This window comes from Niallia sp. 03133 (assembly GCF_052663225.1).
This window is the reverse complement of record NZ_JBQTCY010000015.1, coordinates 15,754-35,251: the sequence shown is the minus strand read 5'-3', so window position 1 is coordinate 35,251 and position 19,498 is coordinate 15,754. Positions and strand designations below refer to the sequence as shown.

Sequence of the window (19,498 nt, the reverse complement as noted above, 5' to 3'; positions counted from 1 at the left end):
CTTATTCACCCTTTTTTATTCTTCTGTAATAAAAAAATCGATCAATTAATATTCCGCTAATGGCAGAAAAAATCGTAGCAATTAATGTAGGACCTACAATATCAGTAGGAGATGATGCATGATAATTCATTCTAATCGCAATAACAGTAGTCGGTATTAGTGTAATGCTCGAAGTATTAACCGCAAGAAACGTAATCATGCTGTTGCTTGCTGTATTTTTCCCGCCATTTAATTTTTTCAGCTCTTCCATCGCTTTTATGCCCAGGGGAGTTGCAGCATTTCCAAGCCCAAACAGATTGGCCATCATATTGGATAAAATATACCCCATTGCAGGATGATCTTTTGGCACTTCAGGAAATAATTTTACAACAAACGGTCTAAAAAGATTCGTTAGTTTTCTTAATAAACCTGCCTGTTCTGCAATCTTCATCATTCCTAGCCAAAAAACCAATACACTTATTAACCCGATACAAATAGTGACAGCTTCCTTTGCGCCTGAAAATACTGCTTTATTCACTTCATCAATTGTTCCATTAATCATCGCAAATACAATTCCAATGACGGTAAGGAGCACCCATATGATATTAACCATCGCTGCCCACACCATTAATCGCAATAAACATTTGTTTAAAGTACTCAAAAAAAGATTTTGATTGCTTATTAGAATGCTTGTAATAGATTGGAATCGTATCTACTATCTTATGATCAAAATATACTTGTACCTGTCCTACTGTATCAGGGACTTTCCTTTTATTTTTTTTCCATTCTTTTTTTATCGTGGCAAGTTTATATTCTATTTCAATTAAATTCTTTTCGGCAGAAGCAACAGGGTATTGAAATCCGTGTTTGATATAAACTTTATTTTTATAAAAATCATTATCTATATCTTCCAATTTTCCTTTTTCGATTATTCGAGTCAATTGATATTTTTTGAACGAGGATTCAAACATATTAATGTGATCATCCCAATCATCCGGATCATTTAACGTTACGGCAATCAACTCTAAACCATCTTTTTCAGCCGTGCTGACTAGGGTTCTTTTTGCCCTTTTCGTATAGCCTGTTTTTCCACCAGTTGAATAGTCATAAAGCTCTGTTAATAGACGATTTTTATTTTTCCATATTCTGTCCCACTCTTCAGAAGGATTATTCGAAGTATATTTTTTCGTTCCTGCAATTTTTTTATATGTATCATTGTTCATTGCATAACGTGTTAAAAGCGCCATATCATATGCCGTTGAATAATGGTTTTCATGATCATCAAGTCCGTGTGGATTAGCAAAATGCGTGTTGTTCATGCCTATTTCCTGTGCTTTTTGATTCATTAAATAGACAAAACCATCTACACTTCCACCAACAAACTCTGCAATTGCAACTGCTGCATCATTGCCAGAACGAAGCATTAGCCCATATACTAAATCCTTCAATGAAATTTTTTCGCCAGCTTTTAAATAGATCGAAGAACCTTCCGCTGTCACTGCATTTTCACTTATTGTGACTTTTTTATCTAAATTTCCAGATTCAATTGCTAGAATAGCCGTCATTATCTTTGTGATGCTTGCAATTCTTCTTTTTGTATACGCGTCTTTTTCATATAATACTCTTCCTGACTTTTGTTCCATCAATACTGCACTATTGGCACTTACATATATTTCTGCTTGTGTTGTTTGAGGAACAGCTAGCATTAAAATGGAAATAATAAGGGAGAATAGAATGTTTTTTTTTAATTTCATTTAACACTACCTCGTCTCCTTAAGTGGTTTGTACATGTTTATGCAGGACAAGTTGGCTTATGACAATAATGCTAAAACTTATGAAGAAAAGTGGGAAGCGCCTGTTTCATTACGAACTAAACCTCTACACCTACCTTTCTGCCAAAAAAAATGCCAATCTCCAAAACTGGGATGATTGGCTCTGCTGCAGATTATTATTCGAATGTTAATAAGGTCTCCATTTTAATTCGCTTGCTTTCAAAAATCGTTGTTCTACGTCCTTCCAATTCACAATATTCCACCAGTTTTGAATATAGTCTGCTTTTTTATTTTTATATTGCAGGTAATAAGCATGTTCCCAAACATCGAGCACCAAGAGCGGAACCGTATCCCATTGCGTTAGAAGCATATGTCTTTCTGATTGAAGAATTTCTAAATGCCTTGCTCTGGGAGACCATACAAGTATCGCCCAGCCTACCCCTTCCACTGCATTGGCTGCTTCCGTAAAATGTTTTTTAAATGCTTCATAACTGCCAAAATATTTTTTTATTGCTTCTAATAAAGCACCACTCGGCGACCCGCCTCCTTTTGGACTCATATTATTCCAAAAAATGGTGTGCAAGTAATGACCAGAACCGTGAAAGGCAAGTTCTCGAGACCAATGTTTTACCAATTCATAATTCCCGTCTTTTCTTGCCTTCGCTAACATTAATTCCGCTTTATTTAAACCGTCAACATATGATTGATGATGTTTTGTATGATGCAGCTTCATAATTTCTGTTTGAATATATGGCTCCAATGCATCATAACCATAAGGCAATTTCGGCAAAACATGTTTGCCTGCTGGCACAATCGGCTCATTCATATAAATAGTCCCTAAATTTTGCCGCTCTGAAAAGTATCGTTCCATTTTTTCATGAAGTTCTTCTGCCTCATGCTGAATTTTAATTAATTCATCCGTATCTAATGGCTTTCGCTGCACATTATCCATTAAAGCGGAAAATTTATCAAGATTCTTCCAAATCCTCTCGTCCTTTTGCACCTGTTCCGATTCTAATAATTTTTTTAACTGTTGATTCCACATTAACACTTCTTTCACATATTCATTGTAGCTGCTCATCTATCAATTAACCCCATTTCATCAAAATATCCTCCTTAAATGGTATGATTAATCGTGCTGGAACATGTTATTTTTACAAAAACAGGAACAGTGAATACAGCTGCATTTCTACTTCTTTAGAGGAGGGTGCCAAATTAACAGCCTTATCTTTCCCATCAAATGGAGCATGCTATTTGCTGTCTCAATAAGAACATGAATAGCTTCTACGACATACTTTCATTCGAGTTGAATAAATATTATAACAAACAAAAAAAGACAATAAAAAGAAATGATTCCTTTTATTGCTCTCCTTAAATTCACACAGTTATTCTTCTATTTTTTGTTGAAATGTTTCAAAAAACAAATCAGCTTCTTCTTGGTTGTATTCTTCTTCTTTATCCGCAAGGGGAGGAAGCTCTTTTAAATCCCTTAAACCAAAATGGTCTAAAAACTCTTTTGTTGTTCCATATAGTATCGCTCTTCCCGCACCTTCCGCCCTTCCTACTTCCTTAATCAGGGCTTTAGCCGCTAGCGTATGTAGCGGCCGTTCTGTTTTTACTCCTCTAACCTCCTCAATCTCTGCACGGGTTATCGGCTGTCTGTATGCAATAATCGCTAATGTTTCTAAGGCTGCTTGAGACAATGTAGAAGCATGGGGAGATTCTACTAATTTTTTCAAATACATAGAATGCTCTTTTTTTGTGGCAAACTGATACGTTCCTGCTATTTCAATAATCGCAATGCCTCGATTTGGATCCTTTGCATAATCATCTTTCATCTGCTGAAGGATATTTTCTGCTTCTCCATTTTCAATTGATAGTACATGTGTTAATTGCTTTACTGTAAGTCCCTCATCTCCAGCTGCAAACAGTAGACTTTCGATGATTCCTTTCCATTTATTCACTTTCAATTCCTGCTTCAACTTCCTTTCCAATAACAAAAATATTTGCAAAGTTTTGTTCTTGCTCTACAAATATCTGCTGGCGTTTCATTAGTTCTAAAATCGCTAAAAACGTAACGACAATATGTGTTTTATCATGAATAGGAAAAAGATCTTCAAAAAATATTCTCCCTTTTTTGCCGCGTACAAAATGTAAAATTTCATTGATTCTATTTTCAATCGGAATTTCTTGCCTCGTAATTTTAGTTGCTAACGGAGCTTGCATTTTTTTTCTTTTTATGAGTTTTTGAAAAGCCGCAAGCATATCATATAAAGTGACATCCAATTCCTTTTTGGAAGCCTCTTCTACTTCAGCAGCATAATCTGATAAATCACTTGGCGGTTTTGTAAAAATTAAACCACGTTCCTGCTCCATTGCTTTTAAATCACCGGCTGCTTCTTTAAATTTTCGATATTCCACTAATCTTTCGATTAATTCATCTCTCGAGTCTTCTTCTGGTTCCATCATTAATTCTTCATCAAATAGTTCTTCATCATGTTTAGGCAATAACATTTTGCTTTTAATAGCAAGCAGTGTTGCAGCCATTACTAGAAATTCGCTGGCAATATCCAGTTCTAGTTCTGTCATCGCATGAATATACCCCAAGTACTGTTCTGTAATTTCCGCCACATTTATATCATATATATCTATTTCCAATTTATTAATTAAATGAAGAAGCAAATCCAAAGGTCCTTCAAAACTATCAATTTTCACATTATACTGCATTAATCTCACCAAAATCCTAATAAAATTGCTTTATTGCTGTCAAAAGCATGCTAGTACTAGTATAGTTGATTTAAAAGCGTTATCCAACAGAAAAATAATTCAAATACATTGGAAAACAAATATTTTACTGTTACGAAAGAATTTGCCCGCTTAAAACAACTATATTAAGTTGAATAAGAAAACAATAACCGTTATTCTTTTTAAAATGGGAAAGAATATCTTTGGTTCAGGTGTCACAAACGCTTGTTTCCTTTATCACTATCATTTTTTTGAGAATTATTACCAGTTAATTAACCTAGGACCTAATATATCGTTATATATTCTATTTTTCTTAATTAAAAACGAAAGAAAGTGTGAACTTATATGTATCCAAAACCTTATCTTCTTTATTTAGTGCATTTTCATGCCGATAGAGATTATTTTGAATGTCATGAAATATTGGAGGAGTATTGGAAAGAAGTTGATGCCGCAAATAAACAATCCATATGGGTTGCTTTTATCTTATTAGCCGTTTCCTGCTACCACCATAGAAGAGGGAATTTTGCCGGAGCAAGCAAAACATTAAAAAAAAGTTATTCTCTTTTTAAACAGAATCAAAACGATGTTCCTTCTTTTGGTCTGGATCCATCTTTATTATTCTCCTTGCTCGATGGAATGATTGCGAATATCAAAAACAAAACAGCATACGAAATGATGTATCTTCCTATCCAAGATCATAATTTAGAAAAACAGTGCCAAGAATTATGCAGTGAATTAGGTCTATGTTGGAAACAAACCAAAACTGCAGTTTATGATATTATTCACCGGCATCTTACAAGAGATCGAAGTATGGTCATAAAAGAAAGAGATGCAGCAAAAGAGGCAAAAAAACGCAAGGAATAATTACGATTGTACCAAAATTCGTTAATATGCGTTCCATTACAGGGTGGTTAGAAACATTTCATTCATCAAAATTTCACGATAAGTATTTGTCCTTCATACATCGTAATGAGGGACTTTTTTCTTTTATTGATCTCTTTTTGTTCTACTCAGGCTTTCCCATTCTGTTTAGTTCATCACAAACATATTTCGTTTTTAAGAACAAAAGCGCAAGCGCCTTGACCATCGCCGTACAAACTGGCCGATTAACTACGCCACGGCCTTATGTCTTCATCGGCACTTGTACATCCTTATACTTCGGAAGGGCATCGACTGAGATAAGACGAACCTTCTATCATGGCGATTTCCCCCTGATGGTTAGTTGAGTCGATCAGGTTTTTACGGGCAGTTTTTTCACCTACTTCACAATTCTTAGGCGATACCTTACTGCCCGTTATAACGTGATAAAGGAAACACGATAAGCGCTGGCCGATTAAGTACGCAAAAGAGGAAAATCGACTAAATACGCAACGTCCTGTTGCAACGTCGATTGACCCGCATCCTGCGAGCCTGTTGCAACATCGGCACTAGTACATCCTGTACGTCGGAGTTGGACGCGGACCATACTGCTAAGTTATCCACAACTCAATTTCGTTTATAATTTCCTAGACAGTAAAAAATGCACAGGAGTTTTCAAAGCTGAATCTCTTGTGCATCGCGTTATTCTTCTAATTTTTTATCATCAAAAGTAAATCCATATCTCCTGGACCAGCGAGATCTGTCATTTTACGAATTCATATTTTCTTTTTCCGCTAAATCATTGCATTTGGATAAAAAGGCTAGGGTTAATGCATTTGCTTCTATGTTTTTATTTGGATACATCTCTTTTATTCCTGATACCATCGCTTTTCCGACGCCTTGGTAACGATGTGATGGATTAACGGAAATATGTTGAATTTGGATCGTATTTTCGTCTGCAAAAACGATTCCGATTAAACCAATTATATCTTCCTCTTCTTTCCATAACAAAAGCTGCCATTTATCATTTGATTCATATTCTTTAATAGTTTGCTGCAGCACTTTTAAATCTTTTTCAGCTGGCATAAAAGATAGAAGACCCATGGCAATTTTTTCAAATGTTTTCTTATATCGAATAATCATTAATATCCCTCATTATTATTAAAACATATTTACTTAGTATTTTTTCCATTTTACAAATATCCCAAACAAGTTTAAGCATAATATATCATATAATATCTTACTTTGACGAATAATGTTATTTCTTTTATCATACATAAATTATCACTACACTTCAATCATTATGTTATATCTCTATCGTTGAAGCAGTAATTAAAGGAAAAAAAGTATTAGACTTCTTGATTCGTTTAAAAAAGCACTTTCCCTTGTTATCACAGTATAATAGTTTCATTCCATATATTAGTATGCTAATAAAGCCGAATAAGCTACTTTTTCCATTGTTATTTCTATTTTTTTTTTTCAAAAAACGAGCCCTTTTTATAGCAGCATATTTCAAGCAAAAAAAACTAAGTGCAGTTATTACACTTAGTTTTTAATCGCAACCGTTTCTTCTAATGGCAAATCCAGTTTAATAAGATCTTCATACGATTCTCTTTTTACAACAAGTGTTGCTTTTTTATTTTCTACAAAAACAACTGGAGGTCTCGGAATTCTATTATAATTATTTGCCATGGAATAGCCATAAGCTCCAGTACAAAATACGGCTAACACATCTTCATCATTCGCTTTAGGCAGTGGAAGATCCCAAATGAGCATATCACCAGATTCGCAGCATTTTCCTGCGATTGAAACAATTTCATCTGTTTTATGCAGTGGTTTATTCGCTAATACAGCTTCATATTTTGCTTGATATAAAGATGGGCGTATATTATCCGTCATGCCTCCGTCAATAGCTAAATAATTACGAACATTTGGCACTTCTTTACGAGAACCGATTTTATAAAGAGTAGTGCCTGCATCCCCAACTAATGATCTTCCCGGTTCAATCCAAATCTCAGGCATGTTCATTTGGTTGGCTTCTACTTGCTTCTGCACTTCTTTAATAATCACTTCCACATATTCAGAAGGCTGGATTGGCTGGTCTTCATTTGTATATCGAATCCCAAAACCTCCGCCAAGATTTAGGACTTTCGTTTCAAATCCATGGTTTTGCTGCCATGTTTTCAAATGATCGATAATTTTTTTGGCTGCAAGTACAAACCCTGTTGTTTCAAAAATTTGTGAACCAATATGACAATGCAATCCTAATACTTGCAGCCAAGGAGATTCCATTCCTTTTAATAAAGCTTCTTCTGCTTGGCCGTTTTGCAAGTCAAAACCAAATTTGGAATCTTCTTGGCCAGTTAATATATAATCATGCGTATGTGCTTCAATACCTGGTGTAACACGTAATAAAATATTCATTTTTACTTGTTTGCTTTGACATAATTCATTAAGTAATTGCAACTCGTAAAAGTTATCCACCACAATACAGCCAATTTGATGGTCAATTGCCATCAATAGTTCTTCACGGCTTTTATTATTACCATGAAAATGGATGCGCTCAACTGGAAAATTAGCAGCAAGAGCTGTATATAGTTCTCCACCCGATACAACATCAAGCGATAAGCCCTCTTTCTCAGCAAGCTGAACCATTGCAATGGTTGAGAAAGCTTTGCTGGCATAAGCGACTTGTGCGGTAACCCCCATTTTTTCAAATGTTTGTTTAAAGCCTCTTGCTCTTTCACGAATCAATGCAACATCATATACATATAAAGGAGTTCCAAATTTTTCGACTAAATGTAATGTGTCTACTCCGCCTATTTCTAAATTACCATGTTCATTTACAGTAGATGTTCCATAATAATGCATCTTTTCCCCTCTATTCTTCTATTAATATCAAAATGAGCACTCCCCAACTATCTTAAAATAGAGGAAGAACCACTCTTATTTTTACCATTTACTGTTTCTTCTAAATTAAAAAGACAGCTTTCATTTAAGAGAGCTGTCTTTTATGTCCATTTTTTATAACAGCCCACTTAATTAGACAAATGTATCATAAATTACTGTATTTCTCAATCCTCTTTTTATTCGTTAGGCTGTTTATATCGATTTTGAGGATGCAAATGGCTTGGTCTTATTTTACTGCTTGGAACTGTTCTACGGACAATAATTTGGGCAAGCGCTTTTGGATAAAAAGGGATAAACGGCCATAAATATGGTACATTGAGTGTTCGAATATTGATTAGAAATAAAAGATATAAAGTACTTCCTATTATAAAACCTGGTGTATGGAAAAACGCCACCACTATTAATAAGACTAAGCGAACTATTTTATTGGCAATACCCAACTCATAACTCGGCGTCGCAAAATTTCCTATTGCTGCAACTGAAACATAGAGAATGACTTCTGGAACAAACAACCCAACATCAATGGCTATTTGGCCAATCAATACAGCTGCTATTAATCCCATTGCAGTTGATAATGGGGTTGGCGTATGGATGGCTGCAATCCTCAAAAATTCCAATCCGAGATCGGCAATAAAGAGCTGAACAACAATTGGTATATTTGTCCGTTCATTCGGTCCAATAAAAGCCAAATGTTCCGGCAGCAAGGAAGGTTCCAATGTGACTAAAAACCATAATGGCAAAAAAAACAAGGAGGCTAAGACGCCAATAAAACGAATCCAGCGAATAAACGTTCCTACTATTGGTGATTGACGATACTCTTCCGCATGCTGCAAATGGTGAAAAAAAGTGGCTGGGGTAATAATGACACTGGGAGAGGTATCGACATATATGATAACATGTCCTTCTAGTATATGGGTTGCCGCAACATCTGCCCTCTCTGTATATCTTATCAAAGGATAGGGATTATATCCTTGTTTTAATAGAAATTCTTCAACCGATTTGTCTGCCATTGTAATTCCATCTGCTTCTATCGCATGAAGCTCTTTTCTAATAATATCGACCAAATCGGGATCAGCGACATCTTCTAAATATCCTATAGCAATATCCGTTTTTGATCGTTCTCCTACTTTCATTATTTCAAACCGCAGTCTTTCATCACGAATTCTTCGTCTTGTAATAGCTGTATTGATAATAATATTTTCTACGAAGCCATCTCTTGAACCTCTTACTACTTTTTCTGTATCTGGTTCTTGGGGAGTTCTTCCTGGATAGCTTCTTACATCTACTGCAAAGCCAGTTCCATATCCATCTACAACAATTACAATCAGTCCGGAAAGCACTTGATCGACAAGCTCATCCATTGTTTTTATTGGCTGAACAGACTGATTGACAAGTTGATTTTCCACCAGGTCAAAAATATTGCTGCCTTGTTTTTGTCTATCGGTATCATTCAGAAAAAGCAGATGCTCTAACAGTTCCGCTATTAATACACTATCACATAACCCATTTACATAATATAATTGGATATCTTTTTTTAAGACCTTCAGTTTTCGAACACCTAAATCAAAGCTAGTTCCTAAACCTACACGATCCTTCATATATTTTTCAACTAACTCTATATCATCATATATATGGACCATATTTTTGTTCTGCTTTTCCATTATTAAATCCACTTCTTTCTAGTATATATTCCACTGCTGCTTTTGTAATCGGAGCCCCTTTTTCAAATGCATCCTTTTTGCCCATTTTTCCGATATCGCCAATGCCAACTACCAAAGGTAATTTTAATTCATCTAAGTTATATACGGTATCTCCATTCAAGCGGCCAATCTCATTTTCTGCTATTCCGTATTTATCCACACCATATGGCGTCAATTCTCCGTTTTGATCAATGCTGACATGAATTCTCGTCCACTCTTCTCTTCTTGTTCTGCTTGCCACTGCAATAACGCCAAGGATTTCAACATCTTTATGTGCGGCTATGTATCTTAATGTTGTTTCTCCAGCTCCTTCTCCAACAAAACCGCTATCATCGACCATTACTAACACAGGATCTTTTTTTGCTTTTTTTATCATTTGGATCACTTCTGATCCTGTATGACAACTGGGATTGCCAAAAGACATCGAAATGCATCTTCCACCAACCTCTTTTGCGACTACTTCAACAGCACGTCTAGCATACTCGTCGCCATCCGTAATTAAGATCACTTTTCTCCTTTTTCCCATTTTTTATACTCCCTTTCTTGTTTGTCCGGTTAATAGCAAGACACTTATGGAATAAAGTACATCCAATGAAACAAGGAGCCGAAAATTTTACCAAATACTATCGCCATCATTAATATTAATAAACGATCATCAATTCCAATCCTTTTTGCTAATAAAGGAAAAACATTTAATACTTCTGTTAATGCAGCTGCAATCATTCCGATATAAATTCCTCCAGCTAATCCTATTATGATCAGTAGAAAAGGAGGCAAAGAAAAAGTTGATTCTCGTAAAAAAGCAAAAGTACCACAAACTGCGCCAAAAACTACAGACCATTCGTATGCATGGATTTTACTTACTGTTTTCGTTAATTGCGTCAGCCGGGGGATAATGCCAAAAACAGTTAAAAATGCCACATATCCAGCGCCAACTGTAGTACCCCAAGCCAAACCAATAAAAATAATCAGCAGAATACTAATGATCATCCAGTTTTTTCATGCTTTCTTTATTTTCATGCATAATGACATACTGATCTAATGATTGCTGGTAATTAAATACTTCCACCTCAAGAGGACTTGGCTCTTCATTTAAACGCTTTTTAAAAACATGATTAAAGAAAATAATCATTCCCAGGCCTAAGCCGATCGAATATGGAATTTGAAATAGAAGTGGTTTTTCGACCTTTTTGCCTGTTATCATCGTATATAAACGCTGATGAACATATTGCATGCTTACATCTTCATGAAAATTCATAATAGTTAATGCTGAACCGATAAATAAAAGCAGCCAGATTAAAATAAATAATGGTAGCGACACACCTTTTTTCTTGTATATCACTTCAATTATTGTTTGAGCTGGACCAATCAGTTGAATTTCAATCTCATCGCTGATTGACCTAATTTTTTTTATTACTTGAGTACTGTCAATGATGATAATATTTCGGTCTTTTTCGGAAATTTCATATATGCAAGCATCTTGAAGGGTTTCTACTAAAGAATTTGCGGCAACAATTTGTGCGAGATCTTTTAACATTACTTTGTCACGTAATTTTTTTTGAATGCGATGCCTCATTCGTATATAAACAATCTCTCCCATTTCGATAACCCTCCCTACACTTTTGTCATCCTTTTAAAGGTAGTATTTGTTAAGAAAGCAAAATATATGATATCCAATTCAATGGAAAATTTTCCAAGGTCAAAAGAGCAAGCACTCCATTTATCATTTTTCAGCAAAAAAAAAGCAATTGGACGTCTGATCCATTTGCTTAAGCGTATATTTACATTGTTAAAAGTAATGTGATTGTAGACTTTTTGAAGTGAACTCTGTGAAAAGCATCTACATAAGATGAGCAACGCAGAAAGTCAATATTTTTTCACCTTTCTAAAGCTAGTCCATCTGCTCTTTCATCTGCTTCAAAATCTTCTTCTCCAACCTGGAAACCTGGACTTGAGATATTCCAAGCCTTTCGGCAACCTCTGATTGCGTTTGATCTTTATAGTACCTTAAATAAACAATCAAGCGCTCTCTTTCATCTAATTCTCTTATTGCTTCTTGCAGTGCAATTTTATCAAACCATTTCCCTTCATTTCCATCATCTATCTGATCTAAAAGTGTAATAGGATCTCCATCATTTTCATATACTGTTTCATGAATGGAAGAGGGCGTTCTTGCTGCCTCTTGAGCCAGAACGATATCTTCTGGCGGAATCTCCAGATATTCGGAAAGTTCACCAACTGTTGGTGTTCTTCCATATTGCTTAGAAAGTTCATCTTTTGCTTTTCGAATTTTATTGCTTAATTCTTTTAGAGACCTGCTCACTTTCACCGTTCCATCATCTCGAATAAAACGCTGAATTTCGCCAATAATCATTGGAACAGCATAAGTAGAAAATTTAACATCATAGCTTAAATCAAATTTATCCACTGACTTCAACAAACCAATACAGCCAATTTGGAAAAGATCATCCGGATCATACCCTCTGTTTAAAAACCGCTGGACAACAGACCAGACAAGACGCATATTTTTTTGGACAATGGTATCTCTTGCAGTCTGATCCCCATCCTGGCTCTGCTTTATTAATTCTTTTACCTCGTGATCTTTTAAATACGTATCTTTTTTGTCTTTTTTTACCTCCACATCCATAGACAATTCTCCTTAATTGCTTAGCATTTTGCTCTTCATTAAATGCTTGCGCAGACGGATCTCTGTTCCATTCTCAGGGCTTGATTGCACTTCAATTTCATCCATAAAATTTTCCATGATGGTAAAGCCCATTCCTGATCTTTCCAATTCAGGTTTAGTTGTAAATAAAGGCTGTCTCGCTTCCTCCACATCCATAATTCCTTTTCCATCATCCCTAATGGTTAAATCAATATAGGAGTCTTCCATAATAACAGAAATATAAACAATTCCATTTGGGTCATTTTCATAGCCATGAATAATGCAGTTTGTCACAGCTTCTGAAACCACTGTTTTAATTTCTGTTAATTCATCCATCGTTGGATCTAATTGTGTTAGAAATGCAGCAACCGTTACACGAGCAAAAGATTCATTTTGACTCAAAGCACTAAATTGAAGATGCATCTCATTTTTCATGTTATGCTACCCCCAATCGTTGAAGAGCAAATTCTTCATTGGTTTCAAGCCTCATAATTTTAAATAGTCCAGACATATCAAAAAGTCTTTGCACACTTGGAGAAATAGCACAAATAACCATTTCTCCTCCAAGTTGCTTAATTTGTTTATATCTTCCTAAAATAACACCCAAACCAGAACTATCCATAAAGGATAGGTTCTCTAAATTAAGCACTATATGACGAATATCATAACTTTCTATCGCATTCGTAGCTTTTGAACGCAGCTCTTCTGCATAGTGATGATCTAATTCCCCAGATAAACGAATACAAAGAACATTATTTTTCACTTCAAGATCAATACTAAGACTCACTATCCATAACCTCCTCATTTGGTTTAGTGAGTCAATTCTATATTTCACCTTTCAATTCCTTCACGAAAGACAAAACTAGTGACAATTCGCTAAAAAAAGTTAAATAAAAAATCAATTCGACAATACTCGGAAAACAAGAGAAGAAACGCCTGTTTTTACTTATTGCTAGGGGCAATTAGTATTTGAAAATTAGCTGGCGCTTCCGCTTTTCTTTTTTAATTGGTTTTGGTGAACATTCCTGTTGCTCGTTTAAATAGTTGCCACCAATTTGCTTCTTTTACATCTTTTTGAGCTACGAGGGGGCTAGCCACTAATGTTTGGCCGTCTTTTGTAAACTTTATAGTTCCTATTTGCTGTCCTTTTTCGATAGGTGCTTTTAATTTCTTATTCATCACTATTTCTTTTTTCACTTTATTAACTTGTTCGCCTTTTTTTGTAAGCAGAGAAATTGGCTCACTAGTTGTAGCTGTTACTTGTTTTTGATCCCCTTTGCTTACTTTTACTTTTCCAATTGACTCGTTTCGTTTATACATAGGATGTGTTTCATATTGGCTGAATGCATAATCCAGCATTTTGGTAACTTGAGCATTTCTTTCTTTTGAAGTCGGAGCACCAAAAACAACTGCGATTACACGCATGCCATTTTTTTCAGCGGTTGCTGTTAAACAATATTTTGCCTCATTAGTAAAGCCTGTTTTTAAACCATCCACTCCAGGATAAAACTTCACAAGACGATTAGTATTAACAAGCCAAAATTTTTTATCGCTGTCTTCACGCAAATATGCCTCGTAGGTGCCTGTGAATTTTGTAATATCTTCATATTTAAGGAGCTCTTTGGCCATAATCGCCATATCATGTGCGGTGCTGTAATGATCATCAACCGGCAGCCCAGTTGCATTTTTAAAAACAGAATTTGTTAATCCTAAGTCTTTTGCTTTTTTATTCATCATTTCTACAAATGCTTCCTCAGACCCAACAAGTCTTTCTGCTACAGCAACTGCAGCGTCATTGCCTGAACCAATTGCTATTCCTTTTAACATTTGCTCTGTTGTCATCTCTTCGCCTGGTTCTAAAAAGATTTGAGAACCACCCATTGAAGCTGCATAATCACTAGTTCTTATTTTTTCATCCATCTTCAATTTGCCTTCATCAATTGCTTCCATTATTAACAGCATGGTCATAACTTTTGTCATACTTGCAGGGGGAAGTTTTTCGTTGCTGTTTTTTTCATACAACGTCGTTCCTGTATCTCTATCAATCAAGATAGCTGACTTTACATTGTCAACAAGCTCACTTTTTTTTTCAGCAGCTAATGTTGATGGCGCCAGCGTTAAAGAAAATAATATAGTTGTAATTACAAGTGATAAGATGCGTTTCATTTCCAAGACCCTCCATTCTATATAGGTTCCATTTTTTCCAAAGGTGGATTTTTTATACAATCTCCTCAGAATATTTTCCTCTCCTTTTCTTATCCCCATTAGCACCTTGACTTTGAAAATGGAGTAAGATATGGTAAAATGGAATCTTTTTTCGTACAAAACGGAAAAAATTATAAAACATTCATCTTTATACTTATATATTATGTACGTTTAACAACGTAAAAAGCGTTTATAAAACCAACATCTTTAGATATTGAAAGGAGGAAAAAGATGATTATCATCAAAACACCTGAACAAATAAAAAAAATGAAAATAGCCGGCGAGATATTAGCAGATTGCCATAAAGAAATTGCCTCGATTATTAAACCAGGAATTACAACAGAAGAAATTAATGCGTTTGCAGAAACGTATATTCTTAAAAGAGGAGCAATTCCTGAGCAAAAAGGGTATCATGGCTACCCTTTTGCAACATGTGCATCCGTAAATGATGTTATTTGTCATGGCTTTCCAAACAAAGTTCCCTTAAAAAACGGAGATATTGTGACCATTGACATGGTTGTTAATTTAGATGGATGGCTCGCTGATTCGGCTTGGTCTTATGCAGTGGGTACTATTTCTAATGAAGCAAAAAAATTATTAGAAATTACAGAAGCTGCATTATATAAAGGAATTGAACAGGCTGTCATAGGAAACAGGGTTGGAGATATTTCGCATGCGATTCAGACTTTTGCGGAGGAGCAAGGCTTTTCCGTAGTACGTGATTTCGTTGGTCATGCCATCGGATCTAATATGCATGAAGACCCGCAAATCCCTCATTTTGGTCCACCTAATGTAGGTAAAAGATTAAAAGAGGGAATGGTCATAACAATCGAGCCAATGCTTAATATCGGCATGTACCATGCAAAAATCGATTTAGATGGCTGGACAGCAAGAACCGTCGACGGAAGTCTATCGGCACAATATGAACATACTTTGGCGATAACGGCAAATGGTCCGGAAATACTAACAAAACAATAATACACTTATAAGTTCCCTGCTTTGCTTTTTTTGAGCATTGCATTGCAGGTTTGTGCAAATACTACTTTATCTACACTCTGAAGCTGAGAATAACTATTTATTCTCGCTCTTTTTTTTGACTATCATCTGATTAGCAAATTCATTTTTTCTTTCGTTCTAAATAATTAGTAATAATCATATATACGTTTGCATAAGAGAAATATCTGCATCTTCTTGTCAATTGAAAAATGACTAGTAGTCAAAAAGATTGTATATTTAAGAGGAGAATGGTGAAAATGTTAGAAAAAGAGAGGTATTTTATGAGCAGAAAAAAAAGGTTAAAGATGAAGGAAGTTGAGTTGGAACATCTAGAACAATACAACCAATTGCTCAGATATGTTTTTCAAGTAACAAATCATGAACTTCAAAAAATCGGCTGGGAAGAAAGAGAAATAATTTTGGCAAAATCTCCAGTGCTCGAGCAAGCAGATGTAATCGGCTGGTTCGATGGCGATAAATTAGTATCTCAGCTGGCTGTTTACCCCTTTCAAGTACGTTTATTCAATAAAACGTACCAGATGGGCGGGGTCACAGGCGTTGGGACTTTCCCCGAATATTCAAATCTCGGATTAATGGATAAATTATTGCGGCATGCACTTTCTAACATGCGGGAAAAAAAACAATCCATCAGCTACCTTTTTCCTTATTCCATCCCGTACTATCGCCGGAAGGGCTGGGAAATCATTTCGAATAAAATGACCTTTGAAGTGAAGGACTATCAATTGCCGAAAATGAAGCAAATTGCTGGAGAAGTGGAACGTATGTCAACTGAAAACAAAATATTAGAAACCGTTTATCAGCGTTTTGCCATGCAGGCACATGGAGCCATGCTCCGAAATGAACTGGCTTGGGATGAATATTGGCGCTGGGATTTTGAAGACCTTACTGCTGCAGTATATTATAGTGAAGACAGGCAGCCAAATGGATATGTTCTATACTGGATTGCAGATGAAGTATTTTATATAAAAGAAATGATTTTTGTTAATGAAGAAGCTCGTATTGGACTATGGAACTTTATCAGCGCCCACTTTTCTATGGTATCAAAAGTGGTAGGAAATACATATACAGATGAACCATTAGCTTTTCTTCTGGAGGATGCTGATATTAAGGAAACCATATCCCCCTACTATATGGCCAGAATCGTTGATTTAGAGCAGTTTATTTCCCAATATCCTTTTAAACCGCAATTGATGGACAGACAATTAACGTTCAGCCTGCATGATCCCTTGCTGGCATGGAACCAAGGAGTTTTCACCCTAATTGTCACAAAAAATGGACAAGGAAAATTAGTGCGTGAAGGCAAAAAAAGTGAATTAAAACTAGACATTCAAACAATGACGACCATGTTGCTCAGCTATAAAAGCCCTGACTATCTTTATAAGATTGGACGACTTGCTTGTGACTTAAAAACCGTTGAGCTGCTAGAAGATATAATTGAACAACAAACACCCTATTTTTCTGATTATTTTTGATCGAAAATTGCAGTAGCTAGAACATTCGAAAAGCAAAAGGAACCATCTGCAATAAAGTGAACCTTCCATCAGTGGGGATTTTCTTCATCCCCCACTGATGGTTAGATGCGGTCCACAGGATGTGGCGACCTTAGTTTGTGTACCTCCCTCGGACCTATACGGGCGAGTTTCAATACCTAGCTTCCTCTATTTCTCTGCATCTTGAGGTGGGGGTCTTACTGCCCGTTAAGAGTGGGATAACCTCGAGCCGATGGTTCCTTTTGCTAAACAATATGTAAAGTAGAATACTAGAAAGAAAGTGAATGATAAACTTCACCAATGATCCCTTTTAATTGATGAACCCCTAAATCGGCATTCGTCATTATGACTATTCCATTTCCTTTATAAGGGTATGCTACCATCATACATTGAAAGCCTACTCCCCAACCAAGGGATGAAATTTCGATTTCTCGTTCTGAACCATCTCGAAATAATCCTAAGCCTGCCCTCTCCACGCTTCCTTGTGCGCTTATCATTTCTTTTGCTTTATTAGCAGAAATGCCAATTTTACTTTCACCCTTTAACGAATTCATTAATTCAATAACTAAAATGGCTATATCGGAAGGTGTTGCCCATAATCCCGAAGCAGCGGGATAAGGATAAATCGGGTATTTTCCTTTCACTAATACTCCATTCTTGTTATGACCACAAGAAAAATCCTTTCTTTTCGCTTCATATATTACCGTTTCTAATGTGCTATTTTTAATTTTTAATGGTTCAAATATAACTTCGTCCATAACTTCCTTAAAAGGTTTTTCAATAACATCTTCAATGAGCTGCTGTATAATGCAAAAACCAGCATCTGAGTAATGAAATTCGCTTTCTGGTTCATACTTCACATGAATAGGTTCGTTACAATATGGAGTTCTTCCCTCTAATAATTCAACTATTGTAAAAGGAATTTGAGTGGAATCAAGTTCAGCAAAACTGCCTTTTGGGTCCAAAAGACCAGCTTGATGACAAAGCAATCTTCGCAATGTTACATTTTTATTTTGAGTCCATACATTATCTGGAATCCTCCAAGAAGTAAGCAAAGTATTTACATTCTCATCTAAGTCAAAAATCCCCTGTTCTGTTAACTTCATAACTAGCATCGAAGTGAAAAATTTACTGATTGAACATGCATTAAAAATAGAAGAAATGTTTACATGATTGCTAGTTCCTGCTTCAAGTACGCCGAATGTTTCTGTCCTACTGATTTGACTATTATCCATTAATGCAATGCTTAAACCAGATATATTATAATGTTCCATCCGCTCCAGAATATTTATATTTTTTAAGTTTATAATAAACCCTCCATCTTATACCATTAGACATTTATTCAAGTTTATTAGGTTTGACTTTAGCAATAATAGCTTATACTTGTCCTTGATAACGCTATAATAAATAGATAACAAAACCAATATTTTCATTCAAAATCATAAGCAATATAGTCTGTTATTAGCGAAGCATGAACGGCGCTTTCGAATAGAATAAGTTGTAACGAACCGTCTGTTCTGCACTTCCTCCAAGGTTTCAGGTTATTTGGTCATTACAACAAATGCATTATTTATTAATCCTATAGGCATCATTTACAGCTTCCCAGTTTAGGGACCTAGCCATCCTGTTTTCAACCTGTTCTAATGGCTGAAAGCCATATTGTGCATAAAGTGAATGAGCATCTTTGGTGGCAAGTTGAAAACTCGTTCCTTTTAATTTAGGGTGTGAGGTTATCACACTTATCAACCATTTTCCAAGCCCTTTTTTTCTATATTCTGGAATAATAAACACATCTCCAAGCCAAGAAAACCTTACAAAATCAGATACTACCCTCGCAAAACCAACTTGTTTGGCCGTTGCAGGATCTCCATCATAGATTCCATAGCAAAGAATAGAGTTTTCAATGAATGCATTTACTAATTCTCGTGTAATGCCCTTCACCCAGTAAGAATCTTCACTAAGAAAGCGGTGGATCATTTCTTTATCCAAAAAATCTTTATTCGTACTTATTGTAAAACCTTCTTTATTTTCCCATAATGTTTGATCCGCTTTTTGCATTTTGCTTCCCCCTACTATGTATTCATTCCTTCCCATCATACATCCAAATCTAGGGGAATTTCTAGATTTCTACAAATTTTTTTAAAACTTATTACATAA

At 35.6% G+C, this 19,498-nt stretch carries 21 protein-coding genes; 4 read left to right on the top strand and 17 right to left on the bottom strand.

Translation table 11 applies throughout. The features are described from left to right. Position 1: 1 nt before the first annotated feature. From ACTYBU_RS18895 to ACTYBU_RS18875, 5 genes are all read right to left on the bottom strand, one after another. Complete coding sequence (locus ACTYBU_RS18895; RefSeq protein ID WP_445492122.1) at positions 2 to 592, bottom strand: nucleoside recognition domain-containing protein; 591 nt, start codon at positions 590 to 592, stop codon at positions 2 to 4. Further along, complete coding sequence (locus ACTYBU_RS18890; protein ID WP_445492121.1) at positions 585 to 1,733, bottom strand: D-alanyl-D-alanine carboxypeptidase family protein; 1,149 nt, start codon at positions 1,731 to 1,733, stop codon at positions 585 to 587. The genes ACTYBU_RS18895 and ACTYBU_RS18890 overlap by 8 nt, the downstream gene beginning before the upstream one ends. A gap of 205 nt (positions 1,734 to 1,938) precedes the next feature. After that, positions 1,939 to 2,832 carry a superoxide dismutase gene (locus ACTYBU_RS18885; RefSeq protein ID WP_445492120.1) on the bottom strand — a complete coding sequence of 298 codons (894 nt, stop codon included), beginning with the start codon at positions 2,830 to 2,832 and terminating at the stop codon, positions 1,939 to 1,941. Between the two features lie 304 nt (positions 2,833 to 3,136). Further along, entirely contained in the window at positions 3,137 to 3,721 is a 585-nt protein-coding gene (gene scpB, locus ACTYBU_RS18880) for an SMC-Scp complex subunit ScpB (protein WP_445492118.1), read from the bottom strand. Continuing rightward, positions 3,708 to 4,478, bottom strand: coding sequence for a segregation/condensation protein A (locus tag ACTYBU_RS18875; RefSeq protein ID WP_445492279.1), 771 nt, complete (start codon positions 4,476 to 4,478; stop codon positions 3,708 to 3,710). Before ACTYBU_RS18875 ends, scpB begins: the two co-directional genes overlap by 14 nt. 363 nt (positions 4,479 to 4,841) lie before the next feature. Here ACTYBU_RS18875 and ACTYBU_RS18870 point away from each other — a divergent pair, with 363 nt between their 5' ends. Continuing rightward, positions 4,842 to 5,360: a DUF309 domain-containing protein gene (locus tag ACTYBU_RS18870; RefSeq protein WP_445492117.1), complete on the top strand. Its 519-nt coding sequence runs from the start codon at positions 4,842 to 4,844 to the stop codon at positions 5,358 to 5,360. Positions 5,361 to 6,122: 762 nt separating this feature from the next. On the opposite strand, the gene ACTYBU_RS18865 is transcribed toward ACTYBU_RS18870, so the two are convergent. From ACTYBU_RS18865 to ACTYBU_RS18840, 6 genes are all read right to left on the bottom strand, one after another. Continuing rightward, complete coding sequence (locus ACTYBU_RS18865) at positions 6,123 to 6,497, bottom strand: GNAT family N-acetyltransferase (protein ID WP_445492116.1); 375 nt, start codon at positions 6,495 to 6,497, stop codon at positions 6,123 to 6,125. Positions 6,498 to 6,899: 402 nt separating this feature from the next. Then, complete coding sequence (gene lysA, locus ACTYBU_RS18860; protein WP_445492115.1) at positions 6,900 to 8,225, bottom strand: diaminopimelate decarboxylase; 1,326 nt, start codon at positions 8,223 to 8,225, stop codon at positions 6,900 to 6,902. Between the two features lie 215 nt (positions 8,226 to 8,440). Next, positions 8,441 to 9,925 (bottom strand): spore germination protein, encoded by a 1,485-nt coding sequence (locus ACTYBU_RS18855; protein WP_445492114.1) that lies wholly within the window; start codon positions 9,923 to 9,925, stop codon positions 8,441 to 8,443. Then, positions 9,888 to 10,490 carry a stage V sporulation protein AE gene (locus ACTYBU_RS18850; protein WP_445492112.1) on the bottom strand — a complete coding sequence of 201 codons (603 nt, stop codon included), beginning with the start codon at positions 10,488 to 10,490 and terminating at the stop codon, positions 9,888 to 9,890. Before ACTYBU_RS18850 ends, ACTYBU_RS18855 begins: the two co-directional genes overlap by 38 nt. 44 nt (positions 10,491 to 10,534) lie before the next feature. Continuing rightward, the gene (locus tag ACTYBU_RS18845) at positions 10,535 to 10,954 is read right to left on the bottom strand and encodes a stage V sporulation protein AB (RefSeq protein WP_445492111.1); all 420 of its coding nucleotides are present in this window, start codon (positions 10,952 to 10,954) and stop codon (positions 10,535 to 10,537) included. Continuing rightward, positions 10,944 to 11,564 carry a stage V sporulation protein AA gene (locus tag ACTYBU_RS18840; RefSeq protein ID WP_445492110.1) on the bottom strand — a complete coding sequence of 207 codons (621 nt, stop codon included), beginning with the start codon at positions 11,562 to 11,564 and terminating at the stop codon, positions 10,944 to 10,946. Before ACTYBU_RS18840 ends, ACTYBU_RS18845 begins: the two co-directional genes overlap by 11 nt. An 81-nt stretch (positions 11,565 to 11,645) precedes the next feature. Here ACTYBU_RS18840 and ACTYBU_RS18835 point away from each other — a divergent pair, with 81 nt between their 5' ends. After that, the gene (locus ACTYBU_RS18835) at positions 11,646 to 11,768 is read left to right on the top strand and encodes a hypothetical protein (protein ID WP_445492109.1); all 123 of its coding nucleotides are present in this window, start codon (positions 11,646 to 11,648) and stop codon (positions 11,766 to 11,768) included. A gap of 87 nt (positions 11,769 to 11,855) precedes the next feature. On the opposite strand, the gene sigF is transcribed toward ACTYBU_RS18835, so the two are convergent. The 4 genes from sigF to ACTYBU_RS18815 form a co-directional block, all read right to left on the bottom strand. After that, the gene (sigF, locus tag ACTYBU_RS18830; RefSeq protein ID WP_445492108.1) at positions 11,856 to 12,611 is read right to left on the bottom strand and encodes an RNA polymerase sporulation sigma factor SigF; all 756 of its coding nucleotides are present in this window, start codon (positions 12,609 to 12,611) and stop codon (positions 11,856 to 11,858) included. A 12-nt stretch (positions 12,612 to 12,623) separates the two neighbouring features. After that, entirely contained in the window at positions 12,624 to 13,064 is a 441-nt protein-coding gene (spoIIAB, locus tag ACTYBU_RS18825; RefSeq protein ID WP_445492106.1) for an anti-sigma F factor, read from the bottom strand. A 1-nt stretch (position 13,065) separates the two neighbouring features. Further along, entirely contained in the window at positions 13,066 to 13,416 is a 351-nt protein-coding gene (gene spoIIAA, locus ACTYBU_RS18820) for an anti-sigma F factor antagonist (RefSeq protein ID WP_445492104.1), read from the bottom strand. A 215-nt stretch (positions 13,417 to 13,631) separates the two neighbouring features. Then, positions 13,632 to 14,795: a D-alanyl-D-alanine carboxypeptidase family protein gene (locus ACTYBU_RS18815; protein WP_445492103.1), complete on the bottom strand. Its 1,164-nt coding sequence runs from the start codon at positions 14,793 to 14,795 to the stop codon at positions 13,632 to 13,634. A gap of 270 nt (positions 14,796 to 15,065) precedes the next feature. On the opposite strand from ACTYBU_RS18815, the gene map reads away from it, so the two are divergent. Both map and ACTYBU_RS18805 read left to right on the top strand, forming a co-directional pair. Then, positions 15,066 to 15,812 carry a type I methionyl aminopeptidase gene (gene map / locus ACTYBU_RS18810; RefSeq protein ID WP_445492101.1) on the top strand — a complete coding sequence of 249 codons (747 nt, stop codon included), beginning with the start codon at positions 15,066 to 15,068 and terminating at the stop codon, positions 15,810 to 15,812. Positions 15,813 to 16,111: 299 nt separating this feature from the next. Next, positions 16,112 to 17,323, top strand: a complete 1,212-nt coding sequence (locus tag ACTYBU_RS18805; protein ID WP_445492277.1) for a GNAT family N-acetyltransferase — start codon at positions 16,112 to 16,114, stop codon at positions 17,321 to 17,323. Between the two features lie 287 nt (positions 17,324 to 17,610). Here ACTYBU_RS18805 and ACTYBU_RS18800 read toward each other — a convergent pair whose 3' ends face one another. Both ACTYBU_RS18800 and ACTYBU_RS18795 read right to left on the bottom strand, forming a co-directional pair. Next, positions 17,611 to 18,648, bottom strand: a complete 1,038-nt coding sequence (locus ACTYBU_RS18800; RefSeq protein WP_445492275.1) for a serine hydrolase domain-containing protein — start codon at positions 18,646 to 18,648, stop codon at positions 17,611 to 17,613. Positions 18,649 to 18,907: 259 nt separating this feature from the next. Next, entirely contained in the window at positions 18,908 to 19,399 is a 492-nt protein-coding gene (locus tag ACTYBU_RS18795) for a GNAT family N-acetyltransferase (protein WP_445492100.1), read from the bottom strand. Between the last annotated feature and the right edge of the window lie 99 nt (positions 19,400 to 19,498).

What these genes read in the sequence shown, in the direction of transcription:
- ACTYBU_RS18850 (WP_445492112.1), bottom strand. Translation starts at nt 10,490, where the DNA reads ATGGGAAAAAGGAGAAAAGTGATCTTAATTACGGATGGCGACGAGTAT.
- ACTYBU_RS18835 (WP_445492109.1), top strand. Translation starts at nt 11,646, where the DNA reads ATGGAAAATTTTCCAAGGTCAAAAGAGCAAGCACTCCATTTATCATTT.
- ACTYBU_RS18870 (WP_445492117.1), top strand. Translation starts at nt 4,842, where the DNA reads ATGTATCCAAAACCTTATCTTCTTTATTTAGTGCATTTTCATGCCGAT.
- ACTYBU_RS18840 (WP_445492110.1), bottom strand. Translation starts at nt 11,564, where the DNA reads ATGGGAGAGATTGTTTATATACGAATGAGGCATCGCATTCAAAAAAAA.
- ACTYBU_RS18890 (WP_445492121.1), bottom strand. Translation starts at nt 1,733, where the DNA reads ATGAAATTAAAAAAAAACATTCTATTCTCCCTTATTATTTCCATTTTA.
- ACTYBU_RS18855 (WP_445492114.1), bottom strand. Translation starts at nt 9,925, where the DNA reads ATGGAAAAGCAGAACAAAAATATGGTCCATATATATGATGATATAGAG.
- ACTYBU_RS18865 (WP_445492116.1), bottom strand. Translation starts at nt 6,497, where the DNA reads ATGATTATTCGATATAAGAAAACATTTGAAAAAATTGCCATGGGTCTT.
- ACTYBU_RS18815 (WP_445492103.1), bottom strand. Translation starts at nt 14,795, where the DNA reads ATGAAACGCATCTTATCACTTGTAATTACAACTATATTATTTTCTTTA.
- ACTYBU_RS18795 (WP_445492100.1), bottom strand. Translation starts at nt 19,399, where the DNA reads ATGCAAAAAGCGGATCAAACATTATGGGAAAATAAAGAAGGTTTTACA.
- ACTYBU_RS18895 (WP_445492122.1), bottom strand. Translation starts at nt 592, where the DNA reads ATGGTTAATATCATATGGGTGCTCCTTACCGTCATTGGAATTGTATTT.
- lysA (WP_445492115.1), bottom strand. Translation starts at nt 8,225, where the DNA reads ATGCATTATTATGGAACATCTACTGTAAATGAACATGGTAATTTAGAA.
- ACTYBU_RS18805 (WP_445492277.1), top strand. Translation starts at nt 16,112, where the DNA reads ATGAGCAGAAAAAAAAGGTTAAAGATGAAGGAAGTTGAGTTGGAACAT.
- ACTYBU_RS18845 (WP_445492111.1), bottom strand. Translation starts at nt 10,954, where the DNA reads ATGATCATTAGTATTCTGCTGATTATTTTTATTGGTTTGGCTTGGGGT.
- map (WP_445492101.1), top strand. Translation starts at nt 15,066, where the DNA reads ATGATTATCATCAAAACACCTGAACAAATAAAAAAAATGAAAATAGCC.
- spoIIAB (WP_445492106.1), bottom strand. Translation starts at nt 13,064, where the DNA reads ATGAAAAATGAGATGCATCTTCAATTTAGTGCTTTGAGTCAAAATGAA.
- ACTYBU_RS18885 (WP_445492120.1), bottom strand. Translation starts at nt 2,832, where the DNA reads ATGAGCAGCTACAATGAATATGTGAAAGAAGTGTTAATGTGGAATCAA.
- ACTYBU_RS18875 (WP_445492279.1), bottom strand. Translation starts at nt 4,478, where the DNA reads ATGCAGTATAATGTGAAAATTGATAGTTTTGAAGGACCTTTGGATTTG.
- sigF (WP_445492108.1), bottom strand. Translation starts at nt 12,611, where the DNA reads ATGGATGTGGAGGTAAAAAAAGACAAAAAAGATACGTATTTAAAAGAT.